The 19,947-nt window shown below is 52.7% G+C and carries 15 protein-coding genes; 11 read left to right on the forward strand and 4 right to left on the reverse strand.

Going from position 1 to position 19,947, the window contains the following annotated elements:
- The first annotated feature begins 290 nt into the window (after window positions 1-290).
- From ACYVI1_RS29040 to ACYVI1_RS29055, 4 genes are all read left to right on the forward strand, one after another.
- Entirely contained in the window at window positions 291-1,082 is a 792-nt protein-coding gene (locus tag ACYVI1_RS29040) for a HipA family kinase (protein ID WP_460914911.1), read from the forward strand.
- Entirely contained in the window at window positions 1,060-1,446 is a 387-nt protein-coding gene (locus ACYVI1_RS29045; RefSeq protein WP_460914912.1) for a DUF3037 domain-containing protein, read from the forward strand. The genes ACYVI1_RS29040 and ACYVI1_RS29045 overlap by 23 nt, the downstream gene beginning before the upstream one ends.
- A 77-nt stretch (window positions 1,447-1,523) precedes the next feature.
- On the forward strand, window positions 1,524-2,819 hold the full coding sequence (locus ACYVI1_RS29050; protein ID WP_460914913.1) for a serine hydrolase: 1,296 nt from the start codon (window positions 1,524-1,526) through the stop codon (window positions 2,817-2,819).
- A gap of 117 nt (window positions 2,820-2,936) precedes the next feature.
- Entirely contained in the window at window positions 2,937-3,629 is a 693-nt protein-coding gene (locus tag ACYVI1_RS29055) for an arginine-tRNA-protein transferase (RefSeq protein WP_460914914.1), read from the forward strand.
- 431 nt (window positions 3,630-4,060) lie between these two features.
- Here ACYVI1_RS29055 and ACYVI1_RS29060 read toward each other — a convergent pair whose 3' ends face one another.
- Entirely contained in the window at window positions 4,061-4,183 is a 123-nt protein-coding gene (locus ACYVI1_RS29060; protein ID WP_460914915.1) for a hypothetical protein, read from the reverse strand.
- 35 nt (window positions 4,184-4,218) lie between these two features.
- On the opposite strand from ACYVI1_RS29060, the gene ACYVI1_RS29065 reads away from it, so the two are divergent.
- The 5 genes from ACYVI1_RS29065 (at window position 4,219) to ACYVI1_RS29085 (ending at window position 11,634) form a co-directional block, all read left to right on the forward strand.
- The gene (locus ACYVI1_RS29065) at window positions 4,219-7,386 is read left to right on the forward strand and encodes a SusC/RagA family TonB-linked outer membrane protein (RefSeq protein ID WP_460914917.1); all 3,168 of its coding nucleotides are present in this window, start codon (window positions 4,219-4,221) and stop codon (window positions 7,384-7,386) included.
- 92 nt (window positions 7,387-7,478) lie between these two features.
- The gene (locus ACYVI1_RS29070) at window positions 7,479-8,933 is read left to right on the forward strand and encodes a SusD/RagB family nutrient-binding outer membrane lipoprotein (RefSeq protein WP_460914919.1); all 1,455 of its coding nucleotides are present in this window, start codon (window positions 7,479-7,481) and stop codon (window positions 8,931-8,933) included.
- A 55-nt stretch (window positions 8,934-8,988) separates the two neighbouring features.
- Complete coding sequence (locus tag ACYVI1_RS29075) at window positions 8,989-9,468, forward strand: putative periplasmic lipoprotein (RefSeq protein WP_460914920.1); 480 nt, start codon at window positions 8,989-8,991, stop codon at window positions 9,466-9,468.
- A gap of 109 nt (window positions 9,469-9,577) precedes the next feature.
- A complete protein-coding gene (locus ACYVI1_RS29080; protein ID WP_460914921.1) occupies window positions 9,578-10,735 on the forward strand; it encodes a pyridoxal phosphate-dependent aminotransferase in 1,158 nt (385 codons plus the stop codon).
- Between the two features lie 371 nt (window positions 10,736-11,106).
- Window positions 11,107-11,634 (forward strand): DinB family protein, encoded by a 528-nt coding sequence (locus ACYVI1_RS29085; protein WP_460914922.1) that lies wholly within the window; start codon window positions 11,107-11,109, stop codon window positions 11,632-11,634.
- Between the two features lie 10 nt (window positions 11,635-11,644).
- Here the strand turns inward: ACYVI1_RS29085 and ACYVI1_RS29090 are convergent, their stop codons facing one another.
- From ACYVI1_RS29090 to ACYVI1_RS29100, 3 genes are all read right to left on the reverse strand, one after another.
- Window positions 11,645-12,436, reverse strand: coding sequence for a LytR/AlgR family response regulator transcription factor (locus ACYVI1_RS29090; RefSeq protein ID WP_460914923.1), 792 nt, complete (start codon window positions 12,434-12,436; stop codon window positions 11,645-11,647).
- Between the two features lie 67 nt (window positions 12,437-12,503).
- Window positions 12,504-14,264, reverse strand: coding sequence for a histidine kinase (locus ACYVI1_RS29095; RefSeq protein ID WP_460914924.1), 1,761 nt, complete (start codon window positions 14,262-14,264; stop codon window positions 12,504-12,506).
- Complete coding sequence (locus ACYVI1_RS29100) at window positions 14,261-16,288, reverse strand: histidine kinase (RefSeq protein WP_460914926.1); 2,028 nt, start codon at window positions 16,286-16,288, stop codon at window positions 14,261-14,263. The genes ACYVI1_RS29095 and ACYVI1_RS29100 overlap by 4 nt, the downstream gene beginning before the upstream one ends.
- A gap of 593 nt (window positions 16,289-16,881) precedes the next feature.
- On the opposite strand from ACYVI1_RS29100, the gene ACYVI1_RS29105 reads away from it, so the two are divergent.
- Together ACYVI1_RS29105 and ACYVI1_RS29110 are read left to right on the forward strand one after the other, a co-directional pair.
- The gene (locus tag ACYVI1_RS29105) at window positions 16,882-17,433 is read left to right on the forward strand and encodes a cupin domain-containing protein (protein WP_460914928.1); all 552 of its coding nucleotides are present in this window, start codon (window positions 16,882-16,884) and stop codon (window positions 17,431-17,433) included.
- Window positions 17,434-17,475: 42 nt separating this feature from the next.
- A complete protein-coding gene (locus ACYVI1_RS29110; RefSeq protein ID WP_460914929.1) occupies window positions 17,476-19,917 on the forward strand; it encodes an outer membrane beta-barrel protein in 2,442 nt (813 codons plus the stop codon).
- Window positions 19,918-19,947: the final 30 nt, after the last annotated feature.

The following is a 19,947-nucleotide window of genomic DNA, read 5'->3' on the forward strand; positions in this document are numbered from 1 at the left end:
CCCTGCTTCTCAGAGACTGTCTACATGTCAAAAATTAGGTATAAATTCCCCGTTGCTGTGTCCTCACCGCGCCACGGAGGCAGCAACCTATGCGTCAGCCACCGTTTAGCCCTACCGGAGAGTTTGCTGCCTCCGTGGCGCGGTGAGGACACAGCAACGGGGAATTCGTGGTTAACGTTAGAAATGTAGACAGTCTCTCAAAGATTTGCCTTAATTTTCCCGGCAATTTCCGTTATGTACGCATCCAGCTCAGTGGAGCATCGAAAGCCTGCGTTTCAACTTTTTTATTTGTGCTGAATCAACAACCTGAACTCCGAACCGTCAACGTGACGCGCTACGTGACGCCCCTGCGTGAAGGCGGCTCATTGCCCGCTATTGTTGAGGCCGACGATGGGTTTTTATACGTACTCAAGTTTCGCGGGGCCGGACAGGGCGCCAAAGCCATCATTGCCGAATTGATTTCGGGTGAACTGGCCCGCACAGTCGGCCTGCGGGTGCCGGAACTTGTGTTTGTCAACCTCGATGAAGCGTTTGGCCGCACCGAACCCGACGAGGAAATTCAGGATTTACTTCGGGCCAGTGAGGGGCTTAACCTGGGGTTGCACTACCTGTCCGGGGCCATCACGTTCGACCCCCTGGTCACACCCGTCGATAGCCGGCTGGCCTCGCAGATTGTCTGGCTGGATTGTTTTGTAACCAACGTAGACCGTACCGCCCGCAACACAAACATGCTCATGTGGCATAAAGAACTGTGGCTTATCGACCATGGCGCATCGCTTTATTTTCATCATTCGGGCCAGCCCTGGCAGGAACAGGCTGCGCGACCATTTACGCAGGCTAAAGACCACGTATTACTCCCACAGGCTACCGAACTCGACACCGTCGATGCTGAGTTTCGCCAGATTCTGACAGCGGAGCGTATGCAGTCAATTGTGTCGTTGATTCCCGATGCCTGGCTAACCGAGTCGTCAGACCCAGTCGATGACCAGCGACAGATGTATGCCGGGTTTCTAAAGGCCCGGCTGGCGAATTCAGCAATTTTTGTCAACGCAGCTACCGATGCCAGAAAAGCACTTGTTTGAGTACGCTGTTATCCGGGTCGTGCCGCGCGTCGAACGCGAAGAGTTTCTGAACGTGGGCATTATTCTGTATTGCTCTGCGCAGGGCTTTCTGCAAACTCGGTTCGACCTGAACGAAGAACGCCTTCGGGCTTTCTCGGCCGGGCCTGACAAAACGGAACTGCACGAGCGACTTCGGGCTTTTGAGCGGATTTGTGCAGGCCGGGCCGAAGGTGGCCCAATTGGTCAGTTGCCAATAGCGGGCCGTTTTCGGTGGCTTACTGCCACCCGCAGCACGGTTGTGCAAACCTCGGCGGTTCATCCCGGTTTGTGCGCCGATGCGGGCGAAACATTAACCCGGTTATTTGCCCAGTTGGTTGATCCCTAACGACACCGGGTAAAAACCCGGCACAATTACTATACTATTGCGCCGGGTTTTAACCCGGTGTTTTTGATGAAACGACTATGCAGCCACGTCTCAGGTTTTTCACCGTTTTTTTATCGCTCACGGCTTCGTTTAGTTACGGGCAGCCACGAACCGACGCCTTCCTGACCAACCTGTTTTCTACGAACCGGAACGCGGTGTTTCAGCAGGTTCTCCGCCAGGCTGACACCCACCGGCTGCAGATTATTTACACGCAGATTAACCGCGATAAAAACAATAATCCGTTATTCACCAACTATTACTTCCGGGTCGATAGCACCGAGTATTTCAACCCGGCGTCTACGGTCAAACTGCCGCTTGCGCTGTTATCGCTGGAAAAACTGAACAACCTGAGAAATCCGCAGCTAACCAGGTTCACGGCCATGCAGTTCGATAGCGCTTACAGCCGGCAAACGAAGGAATGGACGGATAGCACGTCTCAAAGCGGGTATCCATCGGTTGCTCATCTTATCAAAAAAGCCCTGTTAGTCAGCGAAAACGACCCTTATAGCCGGATGTATGAGTTTGTTGGGCAACAGGCTATCAATCGGTCCTTACATGCCAGAGGGTATCTGGATACGCGCATTACGCACCGGTTCGTCAGGATGAGTGCCGAGGAAAACCGTCATACCAATCCCGTTCGCTTCATTGGTGAAGATGGTAAATTGATTTATTCACAGCCAGCGGCTTATAATCCGGACCCGTTCGATTTTCGGCGGGTAACTAAACTCGGCAGGGGCTATTATGCCAACGACAGTCTGGTGAATCAACCGTTCGATTTTACGGAGCGCAACAAACTGCCCCTCGAAACCTTACAGCAGATTCTGCAATCGGTCATGTTTCCAGCGTCGGTGCCCGCCAAACAGCGATTCAACCTGACGCCGGAGGACTACCCGTTTCTGTACCAGTACCTGTCGCAGTACCCCGGCGAAACAAACTACCCTAAATACGACGCGAAACCGTATTACGACAGCTACGTGAAATTTTTCTTTCTGGACAGTTTGCATCACAGCTTACCGACGGGTGTACGGGTGTTTAACAAAGTGGGGTGGGCATATGGGTTTCTGACCGATGCAGCCTATGTGGTCGACTTCAGCAACAAGGTCGAGTTCATGCTAACGGCCACGCTCTACGTCAACAGTGATGGTATTCTGAACGACGACAAATACGAGTATGACAACCCTGGACATCCATTTCTGTATCAGTTAGGCCAAACGATTTACCAATACGAACGAAAACGCAAACGGACGCATGTTCCTGACGTAAGCCGATTTAAGATCAAGTATGAAAAACGGCTGGATGATGGCCGACCAGTTTTGAAAAACGTAGATAATTAGCTGATTGTAAGCGATTAACAGTCGACCGAAATGGCGGACCCATCCCGACGGGGTCATACGTAGTCAGGATTTAGACTGGAATTAGTTCTATAACCGCAACCGAAAAAACGACAAACGATGACCGGAAACCAACTGGATATATGGCTAAGCAGGGGGTATTATCGAATGCAGCAGAAAGTTTTTACGTGCGACTGGGTCTACTTCGACGATACGTATTACACCGCACACTGGCTGCGTATCGTGTTGGCTGACGTTACCTACGGGAAAGCCCAGCTTCGGTTGTTGAGAAGTAACGGGAAATTTTCGGTGGCGGTTAAGCCCTTTGTTCTTTCAGAAGAACTTGAGGCCCTGTATCGGCAGTATCGAAATTTCATAAATTTTGATGCGCCCGATTCGGTCGAGGCCTGTTTGCTGGACGGGTCTTTGCAGAACGCATTCGATACCTATGTCATTGAGATTCGGGATGAGGGCCGGTTAATTGCAGCCGGCATCTTCGACAATGGCACCCTAAGCATTGCCGGTATCATGAATTTTTACCACCCGGCCTACCGCAAACATAGCCTGGGAAAATACCTGATGCTGCAAAAAATCAATTACGCCCAGACCTGGAAAAAAGCATACTATTACCCTGGTTATTTAGTCAACGAGTACCCCAAGTTTGATTATAAACTCTTCCCCTGTACATCGGCCACCGAGGTATACGATAGTTTCAGTGGTATATGGCTTCCTTTTTCGTGGGAAACGGTGAACGCCCTATCGGCCGATATTCTGGGTACAAGCCGCGCCGATGCCCCAATTGAAGACGTATAGACAGGACCCCCTTTAGGGCAGAAAGCCATAATCCAGTCCACAGATAGGCTTTTAGGATTATTACGGGAAAAAATTTAACTGTCAACTTATACTATATTTGGACAAATGTGCATTGTGTAAAATTTTATAGAGGTTTATTAAAAAAAATTCAAAATTGTGTTTGGCCTTTACGATAAACGCCTATATTTGATTCAACAATTTAGTACAACAAACCATACTTCAAGTATTGACTGCTCACTGGCCGCACTTGTGGAGTAGTCAGGCACAACTCAAAGCGGGTGTTCACCACCAGCCCACTGAGTTGCAGGTTAGCTTCTGCTCATTGCCGAACGCCTAACCTCATTTAAATAATCACGATTGTCGGGTCATCCGGCTTGCGAAAGCCAGCCCTGATAATCATATACCCCTATACCCGAATTTATTTTTCTGTTTCACCCGCAGGCCGTGAGGCCTTCGAGGGCAATTGTGTTGTGCCTGGCCGGTTCGGACGGTTTCGGATCGGGCGGCCAGTATTCGGCATCGTTCGAGCGGCCAGGAACACATAATTGCTTCATTACCAATGCACTTTTTTCTTAACACTAAACAAACTATGCGAAAAAGACTACTCATTTGGGCACTCTTGTGCTGTTGTGCGGGATTGTCAGCCCACGCACAAACCCGCCTGCTGACCGGAACGATTAGTTCAGCCGAAGAAGGGCCACTGCCTGGTGTAAACGTGCTGCTGAAAGGCACCTCTATTGGCACCACAACCGACTCGAAAGGCAAGTTCTCGCTCAGCGTCCCCGGCGATGGGGCTGTCGTCACGTTCAGTTCCATCGGCTTTACCACCGAGGAAATCAACGTGGGCAATCGGTCAATGCTGGATGTATCACTGAAATCTGATGTACGGGCGCTCTCCGAAGTGGTTGTCACAGCCTTTGGGGTCAAGAAAGAAGTGAAATCACTGGGCTATGGTGTGCAGGAAATCAAAGGAACGCAGCTTACCGAAGCGCGGGCGACCAACGTAGCCAACGCCCTGTCGGGGAAGGTAGCGGGCCTGCGTATCAGCAGCAACGGCGGCCCCGGCAGTGGCTCCGGCATTCAGATTCGCGGAGCATCGTCGGTATCGGGTAATAACCAGCCGCTGATTGTGGTGGATGGCGTGCCCATTCAGCAAACCTCCGAAAAGCAGTTTGGTGGCGGTTTGTCGGAAATCAACCCCGATAATATCCGGGAAATCAGCGTTCTGAAAGGACCCAACGCAGCCGCACTCTACGGTTCGCGGGCGGCCAATGGCGTAATCATCGTGACCACCAAAAACGGGTCGGGTACCAAAGGAATTGGGGTTGAAATCAACTCGAATTTCATGGTCGAACGGCCCTGGATTAGCCCTAACTTTCAAAATACCTACGGGGGCGGAAATGGCTACCGCACCTGGTACAACGACGGCTGGAGCGGCTCAATTACCGACCCGACCGAGATTGCCCAGTACCGGGGTGCCTACCCAAACGGCCCACTGAGCGGCACCGAAGGTACCGACGAAAGCTGGGGCGCGCCAATGGACGGGCGGCTTGTGCGGCACTGGTGGAGCGGCAAGGAAGTGGCCCCGCTAACGCCCAATCCGAACAACTGGAACGACTACTGGCAAACCGGCAAAACCTTCACCAACACGGTCGCCTTGTCGGGTGGGAATGATAAAGGCAGTTTCCGCATGTCGGCCAGTCGGCTCACGCAGGACGGCATCATGTACTTCAATGATTTTTACCGGAATAACTTCAAGCTCAACACGGCCTATAATTTTACACCGAAGCTAAATGTGTCGGTATCCGCCGAGTATGTAAAATCGGGCGGAAACCGGGGCTTTCAGGAAGGCCAGCAGTTTATCTGGGCGCACCGGCAAACCGACTGGACCAAAATCCGCAACTGGCGCGACTACTCAGCCGTTCATATTCAGCGGGCTGTAGCGGGCAAACCGGCGGATAACGACCCACCCAACTGGCAGCATACGTTCTTCACGAACCCGTATTTCTCGACCGAAATGCTGCCCTACACCAATGAGAAGGATCGCCTGGTAGGCAACGTGGCGCTGAACTACCAAATCATGCCTTTCCTGAGCGTTATGCTCCGCAGCGGCACTGATGTCTGGACCGATACCCGCGCCAACGTCGTCAACTTCGCCCGTGTTCGGAACGGCAACGCCACACCGGGCCGCTACTCCGAAGAGGTGCTTCGCCGGCAGGAAACCAACAGCGACCTCATCCTGACGTTCAACAAAGCCCTGACCACCGACTTTACGGCCAACATTCAGGCGGGGGCGATTCAGCGGACCAACTACTACAAGCGCAACTATACGTACGTTGGCGAATTGGTGGTCGATGGGGTGTATAACCTGTCGAACTCCAACGTGAGCCAGAACGCGGTCGAAAGCGAAATTCGCAAGTCGGAGATGAACAGCCTGTTTGCATCGGCCGAGTTCGGCTGGCGTAATTCGCTGTTTTTGAGCGGCACGGCCCGGAATGACTGGTCGTCGACGCTGCCCAGTAATGCCCGATCCTACTTCTACCCGTCCGTATCAGCCTCAGCCGTGCTCACCGAATTGCTGAATGTGCAGAGCCGGGTGTTATCGTTCGGTAAAGTGCGGGCGTCCTGGGCGCAGGTGGGCAATGATGCCGACCCCTATCAGTTAGCGCAAACGTTCCGGTCGGGGGGTTCGTGGAATGGATCGGTGCCAGAGTTTTACGAAAACACCAAAATTGCCAACGCCACTCTCAAGCCCGAAATCACCACCGGCATTGAATTGGGCATCGACCTGCGCTTCCTGAAAGGCCGCGTTGGATTAGACCTGACGTATTATGACCAGACGTCGCGCAACCAGATTCTGGCCGTCGACATCTCGAAAGCGAGCGGCTACAACCAGCGCGTGCTGAACGCGGGCGAACTCACCAACAAAGGCGTTGAAATCGTGCTAACCGGCACACCCGTGAAATTGGCCAACGGGTTCACCTGGGAAACTACCCTCAACTACTCCCGCAACCGCAACAAGGTTGTTGAACTGGCCGAGGGGCTAACCACCTACGTGCTCAACACCCGCCAGGGGCTTAACTCCGAAGCGCGGGTTGGTCAGCCGTATGGCACGCTGTTCGGCATCGGCTTCGAGCACGCACCCGACGGTCAGATGATTTACAGCAATGGCCTGCCCGTTGTTTCAACCAACCCAAAAGTGCTGGGCAACATTCAACCAAAGTGGACGGGCGGCTGGCTCAACAGTTTCAGCTACAAAGGCATTACGCTGTCGGCCTTAGTCGATGCCAAAATCGGGGGTGATTTCTACGACGAAGGTACCGGCACTGCCCGCTGGACGGGTCAGTACGCCGAAACCGCTCTGGGTCGCGAAGAAGGCATTATCGGCAAAGGCGTTGTGAACGTCGGTACGGCCGAAGCTCCGCAGTATGTGGCGAATAACGTGATTGTACCGGCCAATACGCTTTACGGCTACAACAATCCGCGCCGTTACCACGAAGCCGTCATTTTCGACGGCTCCTACGTTAAGCTCCGCGAGGCTACAGTGGGATACGCCTTACCTGCATCGTTCTTAGCTGGCAAATTCATTCGCACAGCCAAGTTATCGGTGGTGGGTCGTAACCTGCTGATGCTGTTCCGCAACAACCCGCACATCGACCCCGAAGTTGACCGTTTCGGCGGCAACCAACAGGGTTTTGCCTACGGCGAATTGCCCTCATCGCGCAGCGTTGGTATGAACCTGAGTCTTGGATTTTAACTGTTCCAGGTTTCAAGTTCCAGGTTCCAGCCGGGCCATCAGAGCGGTTGAGACCAGAAAGACTTGAAACATGAAACATGAAACGTAAAAACATGAAACGAACCATCCTATTTATACTCACCCTACTCATAGCCGGGTCTTGCACGAAGGAATTCGACAAGATGAACGTGGACCCCAATAACCCCACGGCACTTAGCCCGCAGTATTTATTGCCCTATGCCATCGAGAAAGTCGTGGACCGCTCGTGGGGCGGCCGGGATCGCTTCGAGCGGCTCAACCTCGATGGCGCCATGCTCTGGATGCAGTACCTGACGCGCAACATTTACTCCAACGAAGGCGATAACTACGGGCTGTCGGTAGCGTTCTACAACAACAACTGGAAGGCCCTCTTCAACGATGGACTTGTTAATTTTCAGCGGATTATTTCATTATCCGGGACGGGTTCTCAGTTTCAGAACACAAACTACGAAGGCATTGCCTTAGTGATGCGAACCTGGACGTTCTCCCTGCTAACCGATCTTTACGGGCCAATCCCCTACACCGAAGCGCTGAAAGGCACAACTGCCGAACCCATTTATACACCCACGTATGACGCCATGGATAAGGTCTACGCCGGTATGCTGGCCGACCTGAAAACGGCCAATGAGAAATTGACAGTCGGCGGTGCAGCGGTCTCGGGCGATATTCTGTACAACGGCGATATTCTGAAATGGAAGAAGTTTGCCAACTCGCTCCGGCTTCGGCTGGCCAACCGGCAAGCCGTGAAAAAACCGGCTGAGTCGAAGGCAATTATGGCGGAGATTCTGGGCGACCCGACCAAATATCCGGTCTTTACCAGCAATGCCGATAATGCCACCCTGAAAACGACCGAAGTGCTGTCGAGCAACAACGAGTTTTATTTAGTGATGATTAACGACAGCCGTACCGACTGGAACGTGAGCAAGACTTTAGCTGACCGGCTCAATGCACTTGGCGATGCCCGCCTTTCGGTGTATGCTCAGCCTAACAAAGCGGGCAAATACGAAGGCCACGCCAACGGGTTGCCCGATGCCATTGCCACCACCTACCTCGCCACAAGCTCGAACATCGGTACGTATTTCATCCAGAAAACCTCGCCGGAAGTCATCATGACGTTTGCCGAACTGAACCTGATTCTGGCCGAAGCCGCTCAGGATGGCGACATCAGCGGCTCAGCGCAAACTTATTTCGAGAAAGGCATGACCGCTTCGTTCGACCAGTATGGGCTGAAAATCACCGATGCGTATCTGAAAACGGTGGGCACGGCCTCGAAGGAGAAAATTATGGAGCAAAAATGGATTGCGCTGTTTGGGCAGGGCCTGGAAGCCTGGACCGAATACCGCCGGACGGGCCTGCCCGTGCTACCGGCTAAGGACCCCCGGTCGGTATTCGAGAACGATGGGGTGCTGCCTACCCGACTGCCCTATCCAACCTCCGAAGTGTCGCTGAACGAAGCGAATTATACCAAAGGGGTTGCCCTGATTGGTGGCACCAACAACACGAAGGCGAAACTGTGGTGGGCGGAGTAGTGAAGAATTAGAGAATGTACAAGGAATAATGTACAATGAATAACGAAACTGAACCATGAAGCATTATAAAAAACTCATACTACCGTTTGTCCTGGCCGTCATCGGGCTAACGGCCTGCGAAAAGAAAGTAGACCCGTTTATCGACCGGGTTGTAGCTCCCGTGCTGGTTGTTATCGACAACGCAACGGGCGATAGTGGCGGACTCACGCAGGAGCCGGTCGTGTCGCAGAAGGTAAGCGGACCGGTTACGCTGGCGGTGCGGATTTATGAACTCGATAAGGCAGGAATCTTAGACAACAAAGTCGGTATTGATTCGATTCCGGTGGCCTCGCTGGCCCTCAAACTGACCACCCGGACGGGTACGGCCATTGGCAGCTTAACCACCGATGGCACGGGGAAAGCCACCATCTCGAAAACCTGGGCTGAACTCGGCATCACAGCGCCCAAAGCGGGCAGCAGCGTGTTGCTGACCTGGACGGGCGAACACAAAGGGCAGGCGTTTTCGCGATTCTCCCGACTACAGGGGGTTAATTAATGAATCATGCAGAATGAATAATGAAGGGTCGCTCAATTATTCATTCTGCATTATTCATTCTGCATTATTCATTCTGCATTATTCATTATTCATTATTCATTAAAAACTCATGAACCTCAACCGTCGTAATTGGCTCAAAAACAGCCTGATGATGAGTGCAGGAGCTGTTGCGGCCCCTGCATTGTTACCCATGAACGCGTATTGCGAGCCCTGGCTCGACGCCCCGGAAATGCTGCCGGTCATGCCGCCAAAGGGCGTTCCGATGAAAGCCCGGCTCTCGGCGAATGAGAACCCGCATGGCCCGTCGCCAAAGGCACTGAAAGCCATTTCGGAAGCAGCCGCCGAAGGGTATCTGTATCCATTCAGCTATGGCGGGCAACTGCGGAAAATGATTGCCGAGCAGGAAGGTGTGGCCGAAGAGCAGATTCTGCTGGCTCCCGGTTCGGGGTCGCTGCTGGTGGCGGCAGCTATGCACTACAGCTACAAGAAGCCGGGGGGCAGCATTATCTCAGCCGACCCGACGTATGAGCAACTCATGCGGGCCGCTGTCCAACACGGGGCTAAATGGGAAAAAGTACCCCTGACGGCTGGTAACTACGACCATAACCTCGCCGAGATGGAAAAGCGTGTTGGCGACAATACCAGCCTGATGTACGTCAATAACCCAAATAACCCAACCGGTGTGACCATCGACCCGGTTGCGCTGCGGGCGTTTGTTGACCGGGTATCGGCTAAAAAACCGGTATTTGTCGATGAAGCCTACATTCACTACACCAGCAACCCGAAGAAGTTTTCGGTCATTGAGAATGTGAAAAAAGGACAGGATGTGCTGGTGGCCCGGACGTTCTCGAAAATCTACGGTATGGCGGGTTTGCGGTTAGGCTACTTAGTGGGCCAACCCGATACGCTGAAAGAAATCAGCAAGTGGGGGGGCGGCCCCGGTGGTCTGACTATGACGACCCTGCGGGCCGGCCTGGCCTGCTACACCGATGAGGAATTCATCAAATACTCCTTAGCCAAAGGCCTGGAAGCCAGAGAGTTTCTTTATCAAACACTGAAAACCAATGGCTACACCTATCTGCCATCGGGGACGAATTTTGTGCTGTTCCCAATTCGGATGAAGGGTGAAGATTTTGTAGGCCGCATGATGGAGCAGGGGGTGAGCATCCGGCAATGGAAGTTCGACGGGCAATACTGGTGCCGCGTCAGCTTAGGCACGATGCCCCAAATGCAGGCCTTCGCCGAGGGTTTGAAGGTTATTTCGTAATCAAGTAAATTAGATTAAATAGATTGGTTTGACCCCTGCGGGGTCCGATAAAAGATGTAAACTAATTCTGACTGATTAGACAGGCTACCAAAGCTAACGCCCCTACGGGGCTGAACCAGCACCATTCCGCAGCCCCGTAGGGGCGTCTGGTTTGGTAGCCTGTCATACCCCATCGGCTTCAGCCCCGTAGGGGCGTAGCAATAGACCGGGCGTAACAGCAGTTAAGTAGATACTGTTGAAAATTAATACTGTTATCTAAGCATGGCTGATGGCGTTGTCATTGGCCATGCTTCGTTTTATGGCTTCAGTGAGTAAAACAGCAGTTGCTGCTGCTTATTCTGTTCGCGAAATGGCTCCAATCACACAACAGCATGAACCAGCTTAACCAGCTCCTGCACGACGTAGCTACGGCCCGAACCCAGTACATCAGCGAGGTTGGTAAACTTAGCGAGGAGCAGGCCCACTGGAAACCATCGCCCGATGTATGGAGCGCCGTTGAAAATACCGAGCATCTGTATTGGGCTGAGCACGGCGGTATTTGGGGTATGTGGCGGGCCTTTCATGCCAAACGGGCAGGCAACCCCATCTGGGAAGGCGAATTGATTCATAAAGGATTACCCATCGAAGAAATTGTTGCCCGCACCTGGCAGCCGAAAGAGATAGTGCCCGCCATTGCCGCTCCGCGCATGGGTGGCCCGGCGGCCTTCTGGCTGTCGGCGTTGCGTAGCCTGCAGCAGCCGCTGACGGAGTTGGGCCACGCGTTAGCCAGCGAAGAGTGGGAAACGCTCATTCATCCGCATCCCATTTCCGGCCCGTTAGATGTTCGGCAGCGATTCGAGTTCCTGCGCTTTCACATCGACCGCCATAGGAATCAGGTGCTGGCGCTGGCGTTGCCCTAAATACATGTATTTATACCCACCCGAACCGTTCCATCAGCCTATCTTTCTGCTGACGGGCAACGGGAATGCTTACGCCAGTGGTCAGTAATAGATACGTTCCCTCGCCCTTCACCAACTTCTGAATGTGGTCCAGATTGACCATATATTGCCGGTGAACACGCACAAAATCGCGGGTTTCGAGCACGTCCTGCACATCGCCCAGCGTTTTCGAAACCATGTATACCTCGCCGTTTTCGAGGTGAAACCGGGTATAATTACTGTCGGCTTCGCAATAAATAATGTGTTTGGTATCCACGAATACCAGGCCGCTGGCGTGCGGGAGCGCAATGCGACTGGGGCTGGATAAGGCCTTAACGCCGAGTGCCGTCCCACCGAGCGTCGGACCGCCGAGTGTCGGGCCAGCCGGATAATACTGTCGCATCAGTTCCAATTGTTGCGGATGAATGCGGGGGGTGTTTTCGGCCCGCCGGACGGTGGCAATCAGGTCAACGGTGTCGATGGGTTTGAGCAGGTAGTCTAACGCGCTGAACCGAAACGCCCGCACCGCATACTGATCGTAGGCCGTCACGAACACGATATGGAACGTTATCTCACCAACTTTTTCCAAAAGTTGAAAGCCGTTCATCAGCGGCATCTCAATGTCTAAAAATACCAATGCCGGACGGAGTTGCTGGATTGCTTTCAACCCCTCGATGCTTTCTGTAAACTGGCCGACGATTTCGACCTGCGGACAATGCCGGCTCAGTTGCAGGGCCAGCAGTCGAACGTTGTCGGGTTCGTCATCAATGATCAGGGCTTTCATGTGTAAAGAGCGAAAGAGTGAAAAAGCGAAAGAGCGTTGAGTGATGCGTCAGCCGCTCTTTCACTCTTTAAATCGGTATCTGCAAAACGACTTCCGTTCCGGCGGGTTGACCGTCGGCATCAACGAGGTCCTCAATGAGTACCTGCGTTTGGGTTTGGTATAACTGGTTGACCAAGGCAATCCGCTCGGAGGTCATCTTCAGGCCAAACGACTTGCGGTGACTGGCTGATTTACTTTTCAGTTCGGCGGCTCGGGTTCGGCCCACGCCATCGTCGGTAATGGTCAGTTGTAGCAGGTTTTCCTGCGGCTGGCTGGCCCGGATGCGGACAGTACCACCCTCGGTTTTGTGCATCAGCCCGTGCCAGATAGCATTCTCCACATACGGCTGCAACAGCAGGGGCGGTATCTCGACAAAACCCGTGTCAATACCGGCTTCGACCTCTACGACAAACGACAGTTTTTGCTTGAAGCGCATGATTTCCATATCGGCATACAGTTGGAGCATAGCCAACTCGTTTTGCAGTGTTACGCGCTCGGAGCGGGAGTTTTCCAACACCATTCGGATGAGCCGGGAAAACTTGGTGAGGTAGTCTGACGCCTTTTCCGAGTCGTTTTCGGTGGCATAAAGCTTAATCGAGTTGAGGCAGTTGAAAATAAAATGCGGATTCATCTGCGAACGTAGCCCCGCCATCTCGGCCTCGGCTACCCGGCGCTCAAAATCGGAACGAAGCTGACTGACGCGCTGTTCTTCGAGCTGATGAGCTTTTGTCAGTACTTCGGTTTCCCGCTGAGCCAGTTGACGTTCCAGATCAATGGTATAGGTTTGCTGTAGCCACCCATTTTCTTTTAACTGCTGAATCAGTTTGTTCTGCGTCTGAATTTTCTCGACCTTATTCAAATAACCACGTCGCCCCAGGGCCAGTGAAAAACACAGGATTTCAAGTAACTGGCTCACAACTAAGTAAAACAGGGGCATTTGAGGTAACTGATCCGTCGTTTGGGGGCCGCTATAGTTCAGGACAATCGCCGTGATAGCTCCGCTTATTAATAGTATTGAGCCTGCCAGTGCGTATGGTTTAAGCGGATGTTTGTTACGCAGCAGGCCGACCATAAGCACCAATAGGCCACTGTAATTAAGAAAGTTAACCGTTAGATATACGTAAATAGAAGGCCAGATAAATAATTCGGCCAGTAAAACCGGCACGGATAAGGCAGCAAATCGGACAAAGTAACGCGTCCAACGATCTAAACGGGGTTGTTGTTGAGGCACTTCGAGAAGATAGCCGATAAAACGAATGTACGACACCATCATACTATACCCCAGTAGCAGCATGTAGGCAAAGAAAACCGTCAGATCGGGTGGCTGTGTATGGTCGGAAGGCCGCACCCCCGCCAGTGCGGCACCATCGAACCATACACGGGTTGACTGCCACAGCCAGGTTGCGGTTATCAGTAAATAAAGTGCGTACCAACCATAGGGTGCGTCACGATTGAGCAGATATTGCGCGAACGTGAACAGGCTCATGAACACCAGAGCCCCCAGTGCGGCACTAAAAAACACCAAAATCGGCATGGTAGCCTGGGTGCGTTTGGGCATCTGTAGACCGGACTGGTACTTACTGAGACGGTGTGGTAGTGTTTGAGGGTGAGTTCGACCTGGCGGCTGGTACGTTCCTGAGGGATTCACCGGCATTCGTCCATCGGATTGCCGGGCAGTCGATTCGGAAGATTTACCGGGCAATATGGGTGCCGTCTGTCCCCATATCAGCGGGCCTGTTAGCCAGATCAGGCCGATAAATAGCCAATGATGGTATCGAAGCACTTTCATACGGGTATGTCTACGGTTACACGTGTCCCACAAGCCTCGCCGAAACTATCGACCAGGTCATAAATCCGGGACTGCGTCTGGATGTTGTACAACTGATTAATCATCCGAATCCGGTCGGCCGTGACCTGCATCCCGAACGATTTGTGCTTACCCGCCGACTTGCTCTTTAGTTCTCTGGCCCGCTCCCGGCCCACCCCATCGTCGGTGATTTCAATATGCAATAGATTGTCCTGGAGCTGGCTGACTTCCACCGTCACCGTGCCGCCCTCGGACTTGTGCATCAACCCATGCCAAATTGCGTTTTCAACATAAGGCTGTAAAAGTAGAGGTGGAATACAGAGATACCGCTGGTCGATGTCGGGGGCGACATGAATGCTGAACTGCACTTTCTGCTTGAAGCGCATGGCTTCCAACTCGATGTAGAGTTGGAGGGCTTCCAACTCATTTTGCAGCGGCACCAGTTCGGAACGGGAATTTTCCAGCACTAACCGGATGAGCCGGGAGAACCTGGTGAGGTAGTCAGACGCTTTGTCGGCATCGTTCTGGAGGGTGTAGAGCTTGATTGAGTTAAGGCAGTTGAAAATGAAGTGGGGGTTCATCTGGGCACGCAGGGCGGTCAATTCGGTATCGGCCAGTTTCTGCTCGAACTCGGTTTCGAGCTGGCGGATGTGCTGGGCTTCCAGTAAGCGGCTTTGCTGTTCGATTTCCTGGGTACGTTGAGTTAGTTGAGCTTCCAGCGTTTCGTTCTGCGTAGTTAATAATTGCTGTTTCTCCAGGGCCAATTGTTGTATGTCGACGAGCCTGGCGGCTAAACTGCGGTTGATGTAGGCAAAGTTTTCGCCCAAAAACCAGGATATACAAATGGGAATACTCATCACCCCAATAAAATCAATCAGGTTTGGAATCTGATTTTTTAGAAGCTGAGGAAAAATTTCGTAAAAAACAATTATATACCTACTCTCCAAGGCCACTGTAGATAATACCATGCCACAAAGAATCAGGAGCGCGTTTCGTTTTTTGTCCAGCAGGGCCTTTATAGTTACGTAAAAGCAGGCTAATGCACTTACATTCGTCGTCCACATTTCAGAGATTTGTACCCCATGCTTATAGTCAGCATAAAAGAAGAGTAGTAGTAATACATTATAAGCGACTGTGCTCCAGAAAACAAAGTCTGGTTTGTAGTCAAACAGGGCAAAGAAAGCCCGTAGCAGCAATATATAGGTAAGTGTGTAGATAGGCCCACGAAACAGACCGCCATAGAGGACAAGGGATAAATTGTCCGTCGGTTTAAGCGATACAAACAAAGCCCACATAAGAATATGGATGCCGTAGCATAAGGCCATGCCGGAAAAGTATAGATTGGCTTTCTGGGCTGGATAGAAGATGTATAACGCGAAATGCAACAAAAAGAAAAGCAGGAATGCGCCTATTTTAGTACACGCAGACACCATCATTGGGCCAATGAAAGAGGTATAATAATTTTTAACCTGCTCAACCGAAACGAGCGAAGAATAGATGAAGAAGTTGGGTACACCACCAAATCGGTTATACGGCAAGCCTTTCTGGAAAGCACACCGAATCGCTATCACAACAGGGGATGGGTGTGCAGGAAAATCAAGAAATGTAATATAAAAGCCAGCTTTTACGGCCGAAGCGTTCAGGTTACCAAATCGTTTCACCAATTGCCCGTTCATATAGATTTCTGAAGCACCGACATGAAAAATCATGAGCGCCAGGGGTTTGCCAAGTGAAACTGTGTCCAGTCTGACCCTGTGCCGAATCCAGATGATTTTACCGTCCTGAATCTGGGGTAAGTCCATAACATCCTGGGCAGGGTCGATGCTCTCCCACTTGCTGTCATCAAACGCTGGCCCGGACCAGGCCCTGTTATCACCCTGATGCCACTTCCAGCCTTTATCGAGCCGGGGCAGAGGGTCGGGACCTTGACTGATTGGAGACATTAGCCCCCAGTACAGCATAGCTGTAACTAAAAACAGCCAAACGAAGCGGTAGCGATTCTTCATAGAACGGTTTAGAAAAGGCAGTATCCAGTTCAGCCATCGATACGCGTAAGTTGCTAAAATTTAACTTATTACGTCGCTTACATCCGTGTAAAGCCTTCCTTCTTTTGAGTGAGTGGTCGTTTTTTCGAGTGACCCACTCCGATGACCGTTCACACGTTCCACTCATAATTCCAGCAACTCACACAGAATTCTATACCATTTACACTGTCCTTTTTTAGAGAGCTTACAGGCTCATGTACATTCGAGTCAGCTAAGCCAGTAGTTAACGGCCCAGTATAGGCATCTGTGAATCAGTAACTATGCTGAGGATCTTATCCCCCTTTTATGGGATGGACAGACAAGTGAAAAAACCCAACCTTTGCGCGACTTGAGCTACAGGCTTTGCTACCCGTGAAAGGAGATTTTTATGATATAAGACTGGATTCGCTGATGGCAGTTTTGAGCGAACGGTCAGAAAATGGGCAATTTTTTACCACTAACCTCCTTCAGAATTACCGTACTTTGCAACAGGAAACTTTCTCAATCAACTGTCCATCAATGCTTTGCCAGGAACGTGACAAGTACCAATCAATACCTATAAACCAATTCACAGTATGCCCACCCAAACTGCTCCCCAACTTGCGCCGGCCTACACGGCACCGGGCCAGAACGCCCACAACGCTCCCATGCTCAATGTGCTGGGCATGGCCGTTGGCGTGAAACTGCAACACGCCCAGACCTACGGGCAGTTTTCGTGCATCGAAGTGTCGCTGGAACCCCGGCAGATGGGGCCACCGCCCCACGTTCACTATGCGCTCGATGAAATTATGTACGTCACCGAAGGCACCATTACACTGCTGGAGGGCGACCGGGTGGTAGAGGTGCCGGCGGGGGGCTGGCATTTCCGGCCACGCGGAGTCATCCATACGTTCTGGAATGGCCACGACCAACCCGCGAAGTTCATTGATATGTACCCCAGCCCGCAGAATTTCGCGCATTACCTGGAAGAACTGGCGCAACTTGGCACCGACCTCTACAACGAAGGCGCAAATCCGTTTGCGCCGGAGAGCGTCGCCCGCTTCAAAGCCCTGGATGCCCGCTACGACCAGGAGGTCTTCTACGAGCAGATGCCCGAACACCTGGCTAAGTATGGCCCGAAAGCATAACACACCGTAAACATCAATAGTACCTTTCTCTCCATCCACACCATGAAATCGATTGTACTCTTACTGGCTCTATCCACACCATCCCTGCTGGCACAGGCCCAGACAACCCTTACCGGTTCTGTTCACGACGGAACCGGTAAGGCACTGCCCTTCGTCAGTGTGGCCCTGCTCAACGCCCGCGATTCGAGCAATACAGCAGCCAGGCCTGCCAAAGGCACAGCCAGCGATCAGCAGGGACTCTATCTGTTCGAGAATGTTCGGGCGGGGCAGTACATCGTCCGGGCCACGGCAGTCGGTTATCAGAAGGTAAACTCGGCTGTATTCGAAGTTGCGACCAGCCCGATAAACGTACAGACCCTGGCGTTGGCTGAACTAACCGGTAAACTGGCCGAGGTGCAGGTAACGGCTAAAAAACCGTTTGTCGAACAACAACTCGACCGCATGGTCGTCAATGTTGCCAACAGCATCGTGGGCAGCGGCAGCACGGCGCTGGAAGTGCTGGAAAAAGCGCCAGGCGTAACGGTCGACTACCAGAATGAGCGGCTTCAGCTACGGGGTAAAGAAGGGGTTATTGTGCAGATCGACGGGAAGCAGAGCTACCTCTCGGCGCAGGATGTCATTGCCATGCTGCGGAGCATGTCGAGCGATAACATTGAGACGATTGAGCTGATCACGAACCCTTCGGCTAAATACGACGCGGCTGGCAATTCGGGTATTATCAACATCCGGCTCAAAAAGAACAATAGCGTCGGCACCAACGGCACGGTATCGGTGGCGGGTGGGTCGGGGAGGTTCGACCGCGAACGGGGCAGCCTGCAACTGAATCATCGCACCGCCAAACTAAACCTGTTCGGCAATTACAGCCTGAACCGGGGTGGCAACTACTGGGATTTTCTGCTCACCCGCAACCAGCCTGACCCCGTTTCGTCTGATGCCTCCCGGCGGAACATCGTTAGCCAGACCACGTATCTTAAGTTTCGCGATCTGGGCCAGAATGTTAAGGCCGGGCTGGATTTTTCGCCATCGAAAACCACAACCATTGGCGTTGTCTGGACGGGTTTCTGGAGTGAACACCGCGAGCAGGGTCCTGCCGGAGCCAATTTCCGCCGTAATGAGGGCGGGCCAGTGTATTTGCAGACATCGACCCATAAAACCTACTCGACCGTTTCGCAAAACCAGATCGGCAACCTGAACCTGCAACACTCGTTTGGCGAGAAGAATGGCCAGTTAACCACCGATTTCGATATTGGCCATTTCAACCGCGACTACAGCAACAGCCTGCTCACCCAAACCCTCATCGCGATTGGCGACGTTACTAAACCCGCCGACGGCTTGCTGATTACGCAGCCCTCCACGGTAGACATCCGCACGGTGAAAGCCGACTACAACCGGCCGCTGGCAAATGGCTGGAAGTTGGAAACGGGCCTGAAAAGCGCGTCGGTGAAAACCGATAACGACCTGCACCTGAGCAGCGGCACCACCGGGGCACTCATCCCCGACCCGTCCCTGTCGAACCATTTCCAGTACACCGAGCGGGTCAATGCGGCCTACGTCAGTGTGTCGGGTAAATGGAAAGAAACAGCCGTGCAGGCGGGTCTTCGGGCTGAACACACACATTCGGAGGGCAACTCCTTAACGCTGAATCAGGTGGTCGAACGCGATTACCTGAAGTGGTTTCCGAGTGTGTTTGTGTCGCGGCCGCTGTCGCCAAACCAAACCCTGACCTTCTCCTACAGCTACCGCATCGACCGGCCAAACTACCAGAACCTGAACCCATCACGCGGCTACGTCGACCCCTATGCCTACAGCCAGGGGAATGCCTACCTGAAACCTCAGTTCACGCACGCGCTGGAAGGTAAACTAAGCCTGAAAAACGGCGTGTTCGCATCGTTGGGAGCCAGTTATACGACCGACCTGATGTTTTTTACCATCCACGCTATCGAGGGAAATAAGTCGTATGTCACGCTGGAAAACCTGGGTAAGTCGCAGGGCTACACGCTGACGCTGAGTTACCCGCTGACAATCACGAAAGGCTGGCAACTGCAAACCAATGTGCTGGGCTACTACAACCGCTTTCAGTACGATTATGAAGGAACAGTGCTGCAAATCCAGAACGTAGCGGGGCGGCTCAATGGCAACAACGCCTTTACGCTGGGGCATGGCTGGACCGCCGAACTCAACGGCTGGGTCAGTACGCCCTCCATAACCGGCATCTGGCGGTCGCCCTGGTTAGGGGCGTTGGATACGGGTGTACAAAAAGCGGTGTCGTCGGTCCTGAAACTCAAGTTCAGCGTGCAGGACATGTTTCATACCAATCGTTTTCGCCCCAGTGTCGAAACGCCGAATGGCACTCAAACGGGTGTGCTGACCTTCGACACGCGCGTAGCCCTGCTAAACCTGACGTACTCATTTGGCAACCAAAAACTGAAAGGCGAACGGCAACGGCGCACCGGCTCCGACGACGAAACCCGCCGGGCAAACTGAGTGCTTCGGTAGTTTATCAACTCCTTAACA

It is taken from the genome of Spirosoma areae (genome assembly GCF_054781775.1).

Excerpts from the sequence above, each read along its gene's own strand:
- ACYVI1_RS29045 (WP_460914912.1), top strand. The coding sequence starts at position 1,060 with ATGCCAGAAAAGCACTTGTTTGAGTACGCTGTTATCCGGGTCGTGCCG.
- ACYVI1_RS29050 (WP_460914913.1), top strand. The coding sequence starts at position 1,524 with ATGCAGCCACGTCTCAGGTTTTTCACCGTTTTTTTATCGCTCACGGCT.
- ACYVI1_RS29055 (WP_460914914.1), top strand. The coding sequence starts at position 2,937 with ATGACCGGAAACCAACTGGATATATGGCTAAGCAGGGGGTATTATCGA.
- ACYVI1_RS29060 (WP_460914915.1), bottom strand. The coding sequence starts at position 4,183 with ATGAAGCAATTATGTGTTCCTGGCCGCTCGAACGATGCCGAATACTGG.
- ACYVI1_RS29065 (WP_460914917.1), top strand. The coding sequence starts at position 4,219 with ATGCGAAAAAGACTACTCATTTGGGCACTCTTGTGCTGTTGTGCGGGA.
- ACYVI1_RS29070 (WP_460914919.1), top strand. The coding sequence starts at position 7,479 with ATGAAACGAACCATCCTATTTATACTCACCCTACTCATAGCCGGGTCT.
- ACYVI1_RS29075 (WP_460914920.1), top strand. The coding sequence starts at position 8,989 with ATGAAGCATTATAAAAAACTCATACTACCGTTTGTCCTGGCCGTCATC.
- ACYVI1_RS29080 (WP_460914921.1), top strand. The coding sequence starts at position 9,578 with ATGAACCTCAACCGTCGTAATTGGCTCAAAAACAGCCTGATGATGAGT.
- ACYVI1_RS29085 (WP_460914922.1), top strand. The coding sequence starts at position 11,107 with ATGAACCAGCTTAACCAGCTCCTGCACGACGTAGCTACGGCCCGAACC.
- ACYVI1_RS29090 (WP_460914923.1), bottom strand. The coding sequence starts at position 12,436 with ATGAAAGCCCTGATCATTGATGACGAACCCGACAACGTTCGACTGCTG.
- ACYVI1_RS29095 (WP_460914924.1), bottom strand. The coding sequence starts at position 14,264 with ATGAAAGTGCTTCGATACCATCATTGGCTATTTATCGGCCTGATCTGG.
- ACYVI1_RS29100 (WP_460914926.1), bottom strand. The coding sequence starts at position 16,288 with ATGAAGAATCGCTACCGCTTCGTTTGGCTGTTTTTAGTTACAGCTATG.
- ACYVI1_RS29105 (WP_460914928.1), top strand. The coding sequence starts at position 16,882 with ATGCCCACCCAAACTGCTCCCCAACTTGCGCCGGCCTACACGGCACCG.
- ACYVI1_RS29110 (WP_460914929.1), top strand. The coding sequence starts at position 17,476 with ATGAAATCGATTGTACTCTTACTGGCTCTATCCACACCATCCCTGCTG.